The following is a 15,353-nucleotide window of genomic DNA, read 5'->3' as shown; positions in this document are numbered from 1 at the left end:
TACCGTCGAACGACTGATGGGAGAGAGCTTCTACACGGTTCTCGGGGTGGAGCGCGACGCGGACGCGGCCGCGATCCGTCGCGCCTACCGGAGCCGTGCCAAGGAGTGCCACCCCGATGTCAGCGACGATCCCGACGCCGCCGAGCGGTTCAAGCGACTCACCACGGCACGGGACGTGTTGCTCGACGCCGACGAGCGTGCGACCTACGACCGACTCGGCCACGAGGCCTACGTGAACGAGCACATCGAAACCTCTGTCTGGGAGGCGGGGAAGTCGGAAACCGGCGAGGCAGGTCGTCAATCTACTGGCAGCGGCACGCGAGGGTGGAGACCCTCGGAGAGACGACAGCCACGAGAGGAGCGTGATACCGGAGCGGGGAACCGGCGAAGTTGGTCACGAGCGGCGGACGGCGGGTACACGGAGGAGAGTTGGCAGCGGGCCCCGGATGCCTACATGCGCTCCGGAGGGGGGTCGACGACGCGACCGCCGAGTGGGTCCGCCGCCGAGGCGGTTCGGGAGATGGGGCCCTGGCTCGTCATCCACCTCACGCTCGTCGGGAGTGCGCTCGCGACCGGCGGGTTCATGCTGAGCCGCCCCGAGACGGATCCGGCGCTCGCGGCGGCGACCGGGCTGTTCTCGCTGCTTCTGGTCGGGGTTGTCGTCCTGCTTTCGACGATTCACGTCCTCACGGAACTCTCATAGCGGCCGGTCTCCCGGCTCCGTTCGCGCCGGGCAGTGACCGCTCGCCCGGGTGAGCCCCGTCCCGGCGATCACTGACCGAGGGACCGTCCCTGGTGAGGACGTTCCTGCCACGGGTCAGTTGATCTCGATCTCGTCGATATCGATCCCGACCGGATCCGCGCTCGGACCGGTCCCGGGGGCGACGACATCACCCTCGGGAGCCTCCTCGACGCGTACGGCCGCGGGATCGCTCGTCCTCCCGCGCACGCGAGCGACGACGGACTGCGGGTTCGGATCGCCCTGTCCGGGCAGCGTCGGCCACGTGATCGTGTATGTTCCGTTACTCCTGATCGTCGTGATATTCGTCGGGTTGAGGGCTCCGCCGTACGGCGTTTCGAGCGAGAGGGTGCTGGTCGAGTCCAATCCCGTCACCTCGACCGTCACCGGCAGAGCCTCGCCGGCTCGGACCGGATCGCCCGTCCCCACGATGTCGACCTGCAGCGGCGCACCCGCCGGCTCGACCGTCACCGACACCGTCTCGTTGTCGTCTTCGGTTTCGAGATCGATATCGAACGTCTGCGAGGAGTTGACAGCACCGGTCGCCGTCCCGAACTGGAAAGTAACAGTACTCCGAGCCCCCGGATCGAGGTCGGAGATGTTCGCTGTCTTGGTCACGGTGTCGAAGGTCGCCTCGACGAACTGGCTGTCCGGATCGACGCCGGTGTTCTCGATCTCCGCCGTGATCTCGACGGGATCGCCCGCGGTTACCGTGCTGTTGACCGCATCAGCGTCGACGATCTCGAACGTCGAGTTCGGCCCGGTCACCTGGCGGATCGTCACCGCCTCGCCGTCGGCGTCGTCCCGTGTGACCGCGTAGACGTTGCCGGTACCGGCGTCGCCGACAGTGGTGTTCCACGTCAGTGTGTACGTTTCGGTCCCGCCGGGGCTCAGCGTCCGCGTCTCGACGAGATCGACCGTGTTGTTGTCGAAGTTCCGGAGTTCGACGAACTGCTGGCCGGGATCGGAGCCGACGTTCTCGACGCGCACCTCGACGTCGGTCTCGTTTCCGGCGAGGGTCGGGGCGGTCGTGCCGGTGATTTCGACGTCGAACTGGTCGTCCGCGCCGGGGGCGCGGTCGATGTCGACCGTGGTCGTATCGGCGGTGTCGTCGCTCTCGACGGTGAGGGTCTGTCCGGTTCCGGAGTCACCCGGACGGGTCTTCCACGTGAAACTGGTCGTCGTCGCGCTGTTGGGGCCGTCAGCGCCGTCGAGACGCACCGTCTGAACGTCGACAGGGTTGCCCTCGTCGTCGCGTAGCACGACGGTCTGCGTATCCGGGCCGGGTAGTCGGTTCTCGATCCTGGCCGTCACGTTGATCTCGTCGGTCGCCTGCGGGTCGGTCGGTGTGACGCTCTGGATCGTGACGGCGAACTCCGAGGGATCGCCCTCCGTGACGGTCACGTTCGGCGTCGCCTCGCTGCTCGGCGTCCGGACGAGCAGTTCGCCGCTGGTCGGTGGCTCCTCGCCCTGCAGGTCGGCGTCCCATTCGAGCACCGGCGCGGCCGGGTCACTGGCGTTGATCCGCTCGCCCGCGGCCAGTGACACAGTCGTGCTGTCGACGATATTGCCGTAGATATCGGTCACCGTGATGATCCGTTCGCCGCCCGCGCCGGTGTTTTCGACGCCGACGGGGACCTGAAGCGTCTCCCCTTCCTTGACCTGGAGGGTGCTGTCGGTGTTCACCTGCACGTTCGGCAGGTCGGGTTCGTCCAGTTCCTCGCCGATCTGAGCGAAGATCTCTTCGAGATCGTCGTCGTTGCCGTCGTACAGTTTGCCCTCCCCGGTCCCGGCATTGGCAACGGTCGCGAGTTCACCGTCGGAGCTGGTGTCTGCGCTGCCGAAACCGACGACGTAGACTGTCACGTTGTCGGCAATCTCGTCCACCCGCTCGCTCGGCGGCGCCACGTCCCGCGCGTTGTGCTCCCCGTCGGTGAGCAACACGATTGCCTTCCGGTTCGGGTCGGCGGTCCGGTTGAGTTGTTCCTGGGCTTCGAGGATGGCGTTCGTGATGTCCGTGCCGCCGCCGGGATTGACCCGGAGGGACTGCTCGACTGCGGAGAGGTTGTTCGTCAGTGGTTGGTAGACGTTCTGGCTCAGGTTGAACTCCAACAGTCCCGCCCGATCGCCGAGCGGTTGGCTCAGACTGCTCAGTGCCGCGAGGACGGCGTCGTACCGCTGGCCGGTGCTGTCGTAACAGAGCGCCGAACAGTACCGGTCGCTGAGATTGACGACGTAGGCCGCTCCGCCGTGGTCTGCCGGATCGACGGTCTGTCCGGAGACGTAGAACGTCCCTTCGGTACCGGGGTTTTCGACCTCGCCGGAGACGTCGCCGCCAGTTTCGGGGAGTGCGTACCACAGATCTGCCTCCGCTGGAACGTCGGTCGCGTTCGTGAGCCGCTTGCCCGGCCAGACCTTCGAGCGGTAGCGGTACGGGATGTCGAACTGCTCGCCCTGTTCGTAGATCTCGTTTCGCTGTCTGACGTAGAGGAACTCCTCACCCGCTGGAGTGACCGGCTCCTCGAACAGGGGGGAGTCGTACGAGAACCGCTCGTCGGAGACGGATCTACCGGTCTCGATGTCGAGGGCGTACGGTGCGGAGGCGCCGTCGTCTCCGTAAACCCTGAGATAGTAGGTTCCGGCCTCGCTCACGTTCGAGACGGAGACAGATTCGCTCTCCGAGCCGTACCCGGCGTCGATCAGGTCGCCCTCCGGATCGTACAGCACCAGGTCGAGATCGCCGATGTCGTTGTCGAAGTCGATCGAACCGCGCAGGGACTCGCTGTCGTTCAGCGAGACGGCGAAGAAGTCGCTCTCGGCGTTGGCGATCCGCAGATCCCGATACTCCCCGCTTCCGAGCGGCTGTGCCGCCCCGATATCGTCGTTCGGCTCGTAGTCGTCGTTTGACCTGTCCCCGGACTGAACGAACAGGTCGTACTCTGCGGAGTCAGTCCCGTCGCCGTAGACACGGACGTAGTACGTGCCAGCCTCGGTCACGTCCGACACCGAGACAGATTCGCCCTCGCCGGAGGAGCGACTGCTGTCCAGAAGCCGCTGGGTCGGGCCGTACAGTTCGAGTTCGAGGTTGCCGGCGTCGTCGTCGAAGCCGATCGCGGCGTCGAGTGACTCGGTTTCGTTGAGCGTGACGGCGAAGTAATCACTCTCCCCGTTTGCGATCAGGAGATCGGCGTATGTCCCGGTGGGAATCGATGCGGCAGCCCCGAGTTCGTCGTTCGATTCGTAGCTGTCTCCAGTGGCTTGGGCGCCCAGGGTGAGCTGTGGCGTCGGCTCCATCCCGCTCCGGGAGTACGCGGCCGGCACGCCCATCGAGCCGGTTTCGTCGATGGCGAACATCACGTCGACCGGATCGCGCCGCACGGTTCGGTTGTCGATAAAGACCGTCTCGCGGGCTGTTTCGCCGGCAACTCGGATTTCGATGTCTTCGGCGTTCCGTGGATTAGACGGCGTCGTCGTGTTGTCGCCGACCACTGTCTCCCAGGTGAGGGTGACAGTCTTGCTGGCCCCGCTGGGGATGCTCACCTCCCTCGTAGCGACCGGGCGGTCCTCCGGCACGTACTCGACGACGACGCTCTCGGTCCCGAGGACGGTGCCGCTGTTCTCGACGGTCACGTTGATCTCCAGATCCTCGCCCTCCGTCGTCGGATCGGGCGGTAGCGATCCGTTCGAGCCGACTGAGCTGTTCGTCGAAACCGACGTGATGGTGTAACTCGGACCCGCCTCGTCCTCCGGTCGGACCTCGACGCTCGCGCTGTCTGTGTCGTCGACACCGTTTGCCGTGATCGTTCCGGGGGCGTGCTGTCCGTCTCCGGCCTCGGTCTCCCAGACGAGCGTCCGGCGCACGGAACTCCCGCTGGTCAGTGAGACGGTCCGTGCGTCGACCGGTTCGCCGTCGAAATCGGTCAACCAGATGCTCTCGGTCCGCGTTCCGCCGCCGTTGTACTCGATAGTGACCGGGACTTCGAGGTCGTCGCCGGCGATCACGTCGTCGAGGCCGCTCTCGGCAATCGAGACGTTGAACGTCCCGACGCCGGTCGGTGTCGTGATCTCCACGTCGGTCGTCGTGTTGGTGTCGTCGTCGGTCTCCACGGTCAGATCGTAGACGCCGGTATCGCCCGTATCGGTCTCCCAGACCAGCGGCGGTGCCGAACTGCCGAGGGTGACGGTTTCGCCGGGATCGAGCGTCAGATCGGGGACGGTCGCGCGGATCACGCCGTTGTCGTCTCGCAGACGGACGGTCCGCGTGCCCGTGTCGCTGCCGTCGTTGGTGATCGTCGCCTCGGCTTCGAGGTCGTTGCCCTCGGTGACCGGATCGTCGATCTCGACGCGGTCGATCTCGAAGTCGGCCGACGCCAGTCCCGGCTTGCGGATGATCGCCGTCGCTGACTCGCGGTCGGTCAGCGTCGAGATATTGATCGACTTGTTGCTACGGTTCCCGTCCCCGACCTCGGTGTCCCACTCGATGGTCTTCGTCCGTTCGGTACCCGCGCTGAGGTTGTACGTCGCGGTCGCCTGTGGCCCCGCACGGTCCGAGAGGATGACTGTCTGTTCGTCTCGGCTGTCACCGGTGTTGTTGACCGTGACATCGACTTTGAGGACGTCGCCGGCGACGATGGGACTGTTGCGGACGGTGACGCGTTCGATCTCGAACGGCTCGGCGTCCGGCGTCTTCGTGATCTCCCACCACGTGTCGTTTCCGGCAGCGTCGTCGGGAGTGCCGGCGCGGACCCGGAATCGATCACCGAGGAACTGCGGCGTGTAGCTGAACGAGTACGTGGCCGATTCACCGCGAGACAACGGGCTGCTGGCGTTCAGTCGGGTTCCGTCGGCGACCCACGGATCGCCGCCGTCCGGATCGGCAAGCATGGCAGTCGGCTCTCCGCTGTCCGCATCGCCCGTTCCGGTGTTCGTGACGTTTACCGCCACCTGGAGGCGGTCGGTACCGAAGGCCAGTTGTTTGCTCGCGGGGCCGCGTACGCTCAGGCCAGTGATTTCGAGCAGGGGACTGAACTCGGCAACGCTGTCGTCGGGATTCTCGACGCCGACCGGGTCGACGAAACAGCCACTCCCCGTCCGGTTGACCTGTGACCGCAGCGGCTCCGAGGCGCTGGGAGCGTGACTGACGACACACGTCCAGGCGTCGTCATCCATCCTGAAGACGCCGTTCGCGGGGTCGACGCTGACGGGACGGGGTTCGTCCGGCCCCAGCGGCGCGGCCATGGGGTCCTCGATGTTCACCCACTGATTGCTCGCGTTGAGTTTCCACCAGTCGGCGCCGTCCCCGTCGTGGTCGTACCTGAGGCCGACGGTGTACTCGTTGCCGCCGTTCGCGCTGACGTTGAAGCCACCGGCGCGCTCGCGAATCGTCCCGGCGCTCCAGTTGTACAGTTCGGGCGCGAGGTCGGCGACGCCGCTGTAGATCACTCCGGGAGCGTAGGGGCTACGCTCGTCGGGGAGATCGACGCCCCGTCCGAACTCACCGAAGCCGATCTTGACCTGGTTCGTCGCCAGTTCCGGGAGGTCGGTGTGATCCCAGACCGTGACGGGACGGCTCTCGACCGCCTCCCGGACGAGAGCGCCCCAGCCGTCGGCGAACTCGCTCGTGATCGTGAGATTCACCCTGGCCGGGGCGACGAGGTTCCCGTCCCGGCGCATCTGGGCGTCCACGATCTGCTGGATCTCGGCGGAGTCGGGTTGGGTCCGGCGCTGTGTCGCAGTCAACTCGCTGCCGTCGATCTGATCCACCGACGAGAGGTTGACGAAATCGAGATCGAGATTCCCCTCCGAGACGGAGATCTCCGGCTCGCGCAACACGGTCACCGTGCCGTCCTGGATCTCGAAGACGCCCCCGCCCTGATACACCGTCAGGACGCCGTCTTCGCTCCGGTGGGTGATCGTTCCCAGCGGGATCTCACCCGTGGCGTTCGCCTGGACGGGCGAGTCGACTAACCCGCTGGAGTTCCCCCAGGTCCAGTACGTATCGTTCGTCCGTACGGTGACGTTAATCGTGCCCCGCGTTCCGTTGGCCTCGAAATCCTCGGCGGTGCCCTGTGGGACCTCCCAGGTGATCGAGTTCTCGACGCGATCCGCCGTGAGAGCGCTCACCCGGTCGTCCAGTTCGAGGACCGCGTCCTGTGCGAGTCGGTCGTTCGCGTCGGCCGTCGTGTCGCCGAGAATGAACACACCGACGCCGACGAGGGAGAAGGCGACGAGAAAGACCAGCGAGATGATGAGGACTGTCCCGTAGATCTCGGAGATTCCGCGAGTGTCCGTCGGATCCAACGGGGCCCTCATGATTACGGCATACAACGGAACACCCGTTTAAAAAATCCATTGTCCGGATTCAATTTTGTTCACTGCCTCCTGATATTCCGGGCCGAGAGCGGTATCGTTCGATTTCAGAGCTGAAAACAACGGACGGAATAATGTGAGTTGTTAACATAAAACAGGACGGAGGCCCCGCGGCGGCGGCTCACAGGAGGCAGTCGGCGGTCCGGGGTCACGTCGTCCGCCGCGGCGGCGTCGAGAGCCGGATCGTCGAGACCCGGATCAGGACGGTGTCGATCCGCTCGTCGGGCGTGTACGTCGCGTCGCCGGTCGAGGTCCAGCCCTCCGCCTCGCTGAAAAAATACCCCCACTGTTCGGGGCTCGCAGACGCGGAAACGTCGACGGTGATATCGGGGTCGTCGACCGTCGAGTTGTAGACTCGCCGCTGGCCGATCAGTTCCGCGCTGAAACTGACGAACTGTTTGTCCGCGGAGACCGGTGCCTCCGTCGGAACGCCGGTCGGGTCGAGGGCGAGATTACTGTCGTACGTTCCCGAGCGGTCGATTGTCTCGTCGCTGGTCAGGTTGATCAGCGAGACGATGAGCGTGCCGTCTTCGACGGTGATGGCCGGGTCGTATCGCGGGCGGGCCGTATCGGTACGGAAGACACCGCCCCCCTCGTGTGTGATCCGGACCGTCTCGCCGCCGAACTCGAACCGGTGTTCGAGCGCGTTCACCGGAATATCCGCGCTGTCGGCACTGCCGCCTGGTAGACGGGAGAGGTTCGCACTGCTGTTTTCGATGGTGATGGTGCTGTTTCTGAACCAGACGTTCCCGCCGCTCAGCGAGAGGGCGAACTCGCGGTAGGTGTCGTTGCCGCGGCCGAGACTGTCGATGGTCGAGGCCGCGGCTTCCATACCGCGCTCGGCGTTGTCGATCCGCTGTTCGTCGGTAAACGCGGTCAGTCGGTCGAATGCGCCCGTGGAGACGAGGCCTACGCCGGCGATGATGATCGCGAACGTGAGCACGAAGGCGACGACATCTGACACCGCGCGGTTCGGTGTCGGTGCCGAATACCGGTCTGAATCGCTCACGAGCCACACCCCGCGAGCGTGAGTCGGTCGCCCTCACAGAGGCTGATCTCCACGTCGCCACCGCTGGTGCCCGAACTCGTGACGTTGGTGCGGGTTTCGATGTCGAACTCGACGGACCGGCCGAGTTGTTCGGACCGGACCACCAGCGTGTTGCTCCCGGTGCGGTTCTCTATGGCGATCGTGTACCGATACGAACCGAGGATCCGCTCCGGATAATCCGGTTCCGCGGTGACGGTGACGTTCTCGCCGGTTCGGTTCAACCGGTCGAGCGTGTTGATGTAGGTCACCGCGTCGCTTCCGATCTCTCTGAGTTGGGTCTCACCGACGGTTTGCTCCTGGGATTCGAGCAGGGTTCCGGCGCCGATTATCAACCCCGAAACCAGAACCGTCGAGATAGCGACGGTCAGTGCGTGCGTGAGCGCAATCGAGACGGCGCGGTCGGTCACCGCCGATCACCCCGGAACAGCGTGACGTTGCCACGGTAGGTGACGCTGGGGTCCCGGTAGGTCACCTCGAACGTCGGGTTGACGACGACCCCGGTGTGCCGACGGTCACCGGTGAGGACGGGAGTACCGCCCCCGCTGGCGTTGAACCGGCCGTCGCCGTTGGCGGCGTCGATAGCCACGTCGTATTCACTCGACTGTGTCGGATCGTAGACGAACACCTCACAGACAGCGCCGTCTTCGCCGCGGATCGCCCCCGAGCCACGGGTCAGTTCCAGCCGCGCTCGCCCGGAGATGTCGTCGCACTCGCGTCGGTCGCCGGTCCGGTCGTCGTACTCGGTGCTCGATCCGTCGAGGACGATTTCCCTGTCCGGTGCGGCCGTCCGGACGATGGTGATACGGGGAGTCGCGGCGGCCGACGCGTTGATCGAGAGGTAGGGGAGCGAACTCGCGTTCTCGATGACTGACGTGTTCGAGGTCGGCACCGCCCCGGAGACGAACCCGCCGGTCGTACTCTCAGCCGGAAGCAGTTCCACCGCGGTGACGGCGGGGCTATCCCTGGAGACGACCGCGGCGAGGTCGCTGCTGTAGGCCCCGGTGGCGTTTCCGAGATCACTCGCCGTCGCGAACGGATACTGAGCGTCGGTTCCGTTGGTCCCGAAAAAGAGGTCTCTGAGATCCTGTCGGATGTCTCCGACCGTCCGGTCTGCCGTCGAGAGGCTCTGTGCGTCCGTCTGGGCTTTCACGTCCGGCGAACTGTGGACCGCGTTCAGCAGGACGACCGCACCGAGGACCGCCGTCGCGACCAGAATCGCCGCGATCAGGACCAGTTGGCCCCGCTGTCGGCGTCGGCTCACCACGCGATCACCCTGATTCGGACCACCGCGTAGAGGCTCTCGTCTCCGTGCTGGTCGTCGATGTACAGATCACCGGCGTCTTCGAGGGTGCCGGCGGGTCGGCACTGCTCTGATTGCGGGTCGACTTCGTAGACGGGATCGGTATCCGACAGGACGACCGTCCGGGAGGCGGTCACGGTGTCGGTGTTCGGGAGCGACGGAGTCGGTCCGATCTGTGTCTCGGTGCCGTCGACACCGACCGCGATCCGGTAGCTGTACTGACTTTCGAGAGTCCGGTTGAGGATGGCACCGAGTTCCGAGACGTTGTCCTCGGTCGCGGCGACATCGGGGTGGGGGTCGCCGTCGTCGTCGACGCAGGTGACCGCCTCCTGCAGGGCGCCCGCGTCCTCCGCGACCGCCAGCATGTCGGCAACCTCGGTACGCGTCTCGGAGCTATCGAGCGTCTGGCTGCCGGTCCACGGTGCGATATCGACCGCCTGCAGCCCCAACACCAGCGCCGAGACGACGATAATCGCCCCGATGATTCCTTCGAGCGCGTAGGCCTGTCCACGGTTGTGCTCCATCGGTTGCATCTTACCACACCCGCACGACGAGTTGACAGCCGGTCCGACACGCGCCGCCCTCGGCGGTCTGTACCGTCCGGACGACGACTGCCGACGGCTCTCCGTCGCGCTGTCGATCACCCGCCCCCACGACCGGTTCAGCCCCCCGCTGAAGCGAGACGTTGACGCTGCGGATCTCCCGGAGTCCGGCCTCTGATTTCGCCTGTTCGACGGCCAGGTCGTCGAGTTCGCTCGCGTTGATCGTCCGCTCGGTTCCGCCGAGCGCCGTCGTCTCGATCACGTCGGACGCGACCCGGTCGGCCATCTTCTCCTGATCCGAAGAGACTGGCTCGACGAACGGGCCGAACACCTGCGGGAACAGTGACAGTACCGTGATGATCGTCACCAACAGCAGTACGATCCCGAGGAGGTAATCGTAGGCTGTCTGGCCCCGCCGGTTCATACCTCCTCGTCACACACCCCGGTGTTATCAGTGTTTTGAGTTTCTCGTTTGAGAGGTTAAATACGACCGGCCGGTCGAGCCGACAAAGAGGAGCAGGGCCGCCGTCTCCTGTGGGTTGGAGACCTGTTCGACGACGGTCCACGTGATCAGCGTGATCGTCGCGAGCACGACGGCGTATTTCAGCCCGGCCATCAGTTCGACGCTCCGGATGTAGCCCGCGATGAACGACGAAACGACGGCCTGAATCGTCACCGCGTGGAAGAAGACCATCGAGAGATAACCCGTCTCGATGTTGGCCCCGAACTCTCCGCCGGCCGCCTCGCTGTTCGCTCCGCTGCCAGCACTGCCAAGCGACGCCATCGTGTCGAGAAACTGCACTCGGAGCAGGCCCATCACCGCCAGCAGCGTCAGGAAGGTCATGATGATGATGACCATCTGCATCCGGGTCCGGGCTTTCCGTTCGCGGGCGATTTCGTCCTGGTTCTCCGAGGCGACCGCGGCCGTCGAGAGCACGTCCTGAATCTGGCTGGAGGCCTCCTGTGCCTCGCTGATGAGTTTGATCGTCCGGGCCAACCGGGGGAGATGGTACTTGTTGTTGAACTCCCGGAGCGCGTCCTTCAGACTCGTCCCGTAGTTGACCTTGGCGTGCATCGCCTCGAACTCCTCCGCGAGCTTTCCGGAGGAAGTCTCCGAGACGGTCTTGATCGATTCGAGCAGCGTCATCCCGGTGTCGTTCGCGCTCGCGAGCTTTCGCAGGTTCTCCGAGAGGTTTCCGAGCACCCCCTTCCGGGAGAGGACGTTCCACTCGTGAAAGACCGCGAGCGGGAGCATGTTGAGATAGATCGGTAGATACATCCAGACGAACGTCCCCCAGACCGGGCTGGCCTGGATGCCGTCGATCGACGTCGGGGCGGCACCGGAGACCACCAGTCCGATCATGACGAGCGCGGTCACCGGCGTCGTCACGAGCAGGATGAGCTTCGGATGGTCCTTGAAGAAGGTGTGCGGCGACCGGAGAATCTCCATCAGTTCGTGGGTCCCCTCGCGGCGTTTGATCTGGTCGAAGACCTGCTTGTCGCCGGTGTACCGCTCGACGAGCCCGGGGTTGAACACGCCGATGCCCTCGTCGACAGTGAACTCCTCGTCGGCCTCGGGTCGCAGGTAGCCGTCACCGATCTCGTCCTGAGTGACGGTCGAGACGAGGACGAGGAATGCGGCGCCGATCAGCGGGATCAGACCGTAGACCGTCCCGTTCAGCAGGAAGCGGTCGAGTCCGTTGCCCATCAGCCCCATGATGACCAGGATGATGATCAAAAGCAGCGGGAACAGCGACAGCGTCATGTACATCTCGCCGAACAGCTCCAGGGTGTCGAGCTGTTTTTTCTGCTCCTGCTGGGCGGTGCGGAGCTGTTTGTTCTTCTGGTCTTCGAGGAAGTCGGTCATGTCCCCGCCGGAGTCGACGATCGAGAGCATATCCGTCAGGAACTGCGAGAGTTCGTCGCTCGGAGTTTCGAGCGCCTGGTTTCGGATCGCCGTCCGGTAGTCCGTATCGAAATACTCCGTCTCCAGCACGATCGATTGAAACTCCTTGGCCACCTCCCCGTAGGTGTCGTCGGCTTTCGCCATCGCGCGGAGAATTTCGAGTTGGTTCATGCCGCCGACCGACAGCGCGTACATGAACGAGACGGAATCAGCGAGGAGGATGTTGATCTCGCGTTCGCGTGCGCTGGCGCGGAAATACGGCACGGCGACGAGCGAGCCGAACCCGATCGCGAAGCCAATCGAGCCGAATATCAGCCCCGAGAGGAGCAGGATTGCCGGTTCGCGGATGATGTCGATGACCTGTGAGAGCGCGTCGGGCAACGGCACCAGCCCGCTCCAGCCGAACAACTGCAGGAACAGCCAGCCGACCAACACGCCGAGAATCCACAGTCCGAGCCCGGCGATCAGCCCGACCGCGAGCGCCCGCGAGATGAACAACTCGACGTTGTCGGCCATCCGGGCCTGTGCGAGTTTCTTCTCGACACCCTTGACGAAGTCGCTGTTGTCGTCGAACAGCCGCCGGTACAGCGGGTAGAACCGGCCCCCCAGCGAGTTGTCGTCGGGGGTCTCTTCGGCCTGTCGTTTGGTTTCGAGACTCATTCCTCCTCAGCCTCCGAGCCCGCTTTCGGCACGAACTGGCCGAAGTCGAACCCGCTGTCCTCCTCCGGGTCGGGTTCGATCTCGTCGGTATCGTTGGCTCCCGACAGCGCCGCGACCAGATCTCCGGTCTCCATGTCGCGGTACTGCTGGAGGAGCGGCTCGGCTTGGGAGAGAATCTCGTCGGTCTCGACGAGAAGTTCCTCGCCGGGATCCGGCCGCGGCACCATGTCCTCCTCCTCGGGATCGACATCGATCTTGACGGACTCCATCTCCCGAAGGTCCTCCAGCGAGCGCTCCAGTTTGTCCTGTGCGATGATGGCGAGGATCGTCTCCGGATCGTTGATGAACGCCTGGACCGTCGCCGCCACCTCGGTGTAGGTGTTCAGCCCGTTCTGGATGAGGTAGGCGAGCACCGTCTTCCGTTTGAATAGCTCTTCGTTGAGCCGTTCGTCGGACCAGCCGCGGTCGAACTTGATCTCCTCCAGGGTCGAGGATGATCCCATCTGGATGAAGTTGTCCGTCTCGGCGCGCCACTCGTAGACGTCCCGGACGTTGATCTCGTCGTTCTCCGGTGAGTACTCGTTGATCTCCGTCAGGACCTTGTTCCGGCGGACCTTGTGGCCGTCCACCCGCGTCTGTGTCTGAATCGAGACGAGATCCAGCGCCGTAAACAGCGTCTTCGAGACGTTGATCGGGTCGGTGGTGAAGCGTTTGATTACCTCACCGACGGAGTCGGCGTGGAAGGTGGTGTAGGTGGTGTGCCCGGTGGACATGACCTGGAAGGCGGTTCGGCCCTCCTCGCCACGGATCTCACCCATCACGATGTAATCCGGGCGCTGGCGGAGCGCCGCCTCCAGCAGGTCGAACTCGTCGACGTCGCCGGTGTCGTCCTCGCCGAAGGAAGGGCGAGTGACGCTCGCGACCCAGTTGCGTTGGGGCAACTCGACCTCGCGGGTGTCCTCGATGGAGACGATTTTCGCGCTGGAGGGGATGAACAGCGACACCGCGTTCAGGCTGGTCGTCTTCCCAGAGGCCGTCCCGCCGGCGAAGATGAGCGACTTGTGGTTCTCGATACAGAGCCAGAGGAAGGCCATCTCGTCGAGGTTGAACGTGTTCCAGTTGATCAGATCGACGGGCGTGAACGGTACGTCCTTGAACTGGCGGATGGTGTAGTTGGTCCCGTGGTCGGACACCTCGGCACCGAGGGTGAGTTGGGCACGCGAGCCGTCCGGCAGCGTCGCGTCGACCTGGGGCTGGCGTTTCGAGATGCCTTTGCCCGACCGCTGGGCCAGTTTGACGACGAAATCGTCCAGTTCCTCCTTGCCGTGTTTGACGTTGGTGATGATCTGCTCGTAGTCGGTGTGATAGGCGAACACCCGGCTGTTGTAGCCGTCACAGGAGATATCCTCGACGTTGATGTCGTGTTTGATCGGGTCGATGCGGGAGTAGCCGATGAAGTTGCGTTTGAGGACGTACAACAACTTCTCGACCTGGTACTCGCTGAGCGTGTCGGGATCGTCCTCGATGATCGCTGGCTCCGGGCGGACCGAGATGCCTTCGAGTTGTCGTTCGGCCGCCTGGATGGTCGTGGGTTGGCCCGCGCTCGCGGCCCCGTTGTTCGTTTCGTCACCGCCGAACAACCCTTTCAGCGACTCCATCGGCCCGCCGGATTCCTCGGACCCAGCCGGCGGGTCAGCCGCTTCGCCCTGGACCGCCGGCGGGTCTGCCTCGTCGGCTCGAACGTCCGGCGGGTCGGCCCCGTTGTTCGTCTCGTCGCCGCCGAACGCGCCCCGCAACGAGTCCATCAACCCGCCGCGCTCGCTCTCGGTCGTCGGTGACTGCCGCTGTGCCTTCGAGCGCCCCTCGTAGAGGTCGTACCGCCGGAGCAACCGCTCGGCCTCGCGCTGGATGACCTCCGCGCGGTCCGCCTCGCTCCCCTGGACGATGACCTCGTCCTCGGAGTATTTGATCGCCGTCTTGAGCTTCTGTGAGAGAAAGTCGAGTAACTCCTCCTCGATGGAGTTGAGATGTGGCTCGACGACGTAGTACTTGATCTCGTTTTCCTTCTGCGATTTGAAGATGACGATAAAAGCGTACGGTTTGTTCACCCAGTAGCGGTCCTGTTCGATGAAGTGTGTCTTCTTCTCCATCGGCACCGCCTTCTCCAGGTCGTATCGGTTCGCGACGGTCATCCCGCCGCCACGGGTAGAGAAAAACGCATCCTCGTCCACCTCCTCGTTGACGTTGACCGTCCGTTCCTCGACAATCTCGGCGAGTTTCGACGCCCGGTCGCCAGCGGCCCCCAACCGCTGGTCGGTCTCTTCCGGGTGGAAGCCGAGATACTCCTCCGGACGAAACGGAATCTTCTCGCCGTCCTCTCGCGGTGGAAGCCCCTCCTCGTCGTAGTAGTACTCCTGTTTGAAATGTTCCCAGGTGTACTCCCCTTTGATGACGTCACGGCTCGCGGGATCCCGGTAGCGTTCGACGATCTGGTTGAGCGTCTTCGCCCCGCTCGCGCCGGCCTGCAGGCGGCGGCCGGTATCGCGGGGATCGAACCCCAGATACTTGCTCCGGTCGAACCGCCCCTCGTCGTGTTCGTCCCGGCGAAAGTCGCTCCAGGAGTACTCCCCGAGGGTCACGCTCTCGTCGAAGCGGACCCCTACCCCGGAGCTGTCGTCTTCTGACCCGCCCGTTTCATCTATTGCCATTACAGGTCTCCTACTGTGAACAGACGAAAAAGCTTTGCGGGGGGTTCGTTCGTGCCGAGACTCCGCTGGGAGTAGCCAGCG

The 15,353-nt window shown here is 64.5% G+C and carries 9 protein-coding genes; 1 reads left to right on the top strand and 8 read right to left on the bottom strand.

Annotation, left to right across the window (positions count from 1 at the left end):
* The first annotated feature begins 16 nt into the window (after nucleotides 1-16).
* Nucleotides 17-703, top strand: a complete 687-nt coding sequence (locus GRX03_RS08525) for a DnaJ domain-containing protein (RefSeq protein WP_159763790.1) — start codon at nucleotides 17-19, stop codon at nucleotides 701-703.
* Between the two features lie 114 nt (nucleotides 704-817).
* On the opposite strand, the gene GRX03_RS08520 is transcribed toward GRX03_RS08525, so the two are convergent.
* The 8 genes from GRX03_RS08520 to GRX03_RS08485 form a co-directional block, all read right to left on the bottom strand.
* Nucleotides 818-7,051, bottom strand: coding sequence for a VWA domain-containing protein (locus GRX03_RS08520; protein ID WP_159763789.1), 6,234 nt, complete (start codon nucleotides 7,049-7,051; stop codon nucleotides 818-820).
* A 205-nt stretch (nucleotides 7,052-7,256) separates the two neighbouring features.
* Nucleotides 7,257-8,117 carry a DUF7289 family protein gene (locus GRX03_RS08515; protein WP_159763788.1) on the bottom strand — a complete coding sequence of 287 codons (861 nt, stop codon included), beginning with the start codon at nucleotides 8,115-8,117 and terminating at the stop codon, nucleotides 7,257-7,259.
* Nucleotides 8,114-8,563: a DUF7266 family protein gene (locus tag GRX03_RS08510; RefSeq protein WP_159763787.1), complete on the bottom strand. Its 450-nt coding sequence runs from the start codon at nucleotides 8,561-8,563 to the stop codon at nucleotides 8,114-8,116. Before GRX03_RS08510 ends, GRX03_RS08515 begins: the two co-directional genes overlap by 4 nt.
* Nucleotides 8,560-9,417, bottom strand: a complete 858-nt coding sequence (locus GRX03_RS08505; protein ID WP_159763786.1) for a DUF7261 family protein — start codon at nucleotides 9,415-9,417, stop codon at nucleotides 8,560-8,562. Before GRX03_RS08505 ends, GRX03_RS08510 begins: the two co-directional genes overlap by 4 nt.
* A complete protein-coding gene (locus GRX03_RS08500) occupies nucleotides 9,414-9,989 on the bottom strand; it encodes a DUF7288 family protein (protein WP_159763785.1) in 576 nt (191 codons plus the stop codon). Before GRX03_RS08500 ends, GRX03_RS08505 begins: the two co-directional genes overlap by 4 nt.
* A 1-nt stretch (nucleotide 9,990) precedes the next feature.
* Entirely contained in the window at nucleotides 9,991-10,422 is a 432-nt protein-coding gene (locus GRX03_RS08495; RefSeq protein ID WP_159763784.1) for a DUF7287 family protein, read from the bottom strand.
* Nucleotides 10,423-10,449: 27 nt separating this feature from the next.
* Nucleotides 10,450-12,564 (bottom strand): type II secretion system F family protein, encoded by a 2,115-nt coding sequence (locus GRX03_RS08490; protein WP_159763783.1) that lies wholly within the window; start codon nucleotides 12,562-12,564, stop codon nucleotides 10,450-10,452.
* Nucleotides 12,561-15,272 (bottom strand): type II/IV secretion system ATPase subunit, encoded by a 2,712-nt coding sequence (locus tag GRX03_RS08485; RefSeq protein ID WP_159763782.1) that lies wholly within the window; start codon nucleotides 15,270-15,272, stop codon nucleotides 12,561-12,563. Before GRX03_RS08485 ends, GRX03_RS08490 begins: the two co-directional genes overlap by 4 nt.
* Between the last annotated feature and the right edge of the window lie 81 nt (nucleotides 15,273-15,353).

The sequence above is a fragment of the Halovenus carboxidivorans genome (assembly GCF_009831575.1).
In the GTDB taxonomy this organism is placed as follows: Archaea; Halobacteriota; Halobacteria; order Halobacteriales; family Haloarculaceae; genus Halovenus; species Halovenus carboxidivorans.
This window is presented reverse-complemented; position numbering and strand designations above follow the sequence as displayed.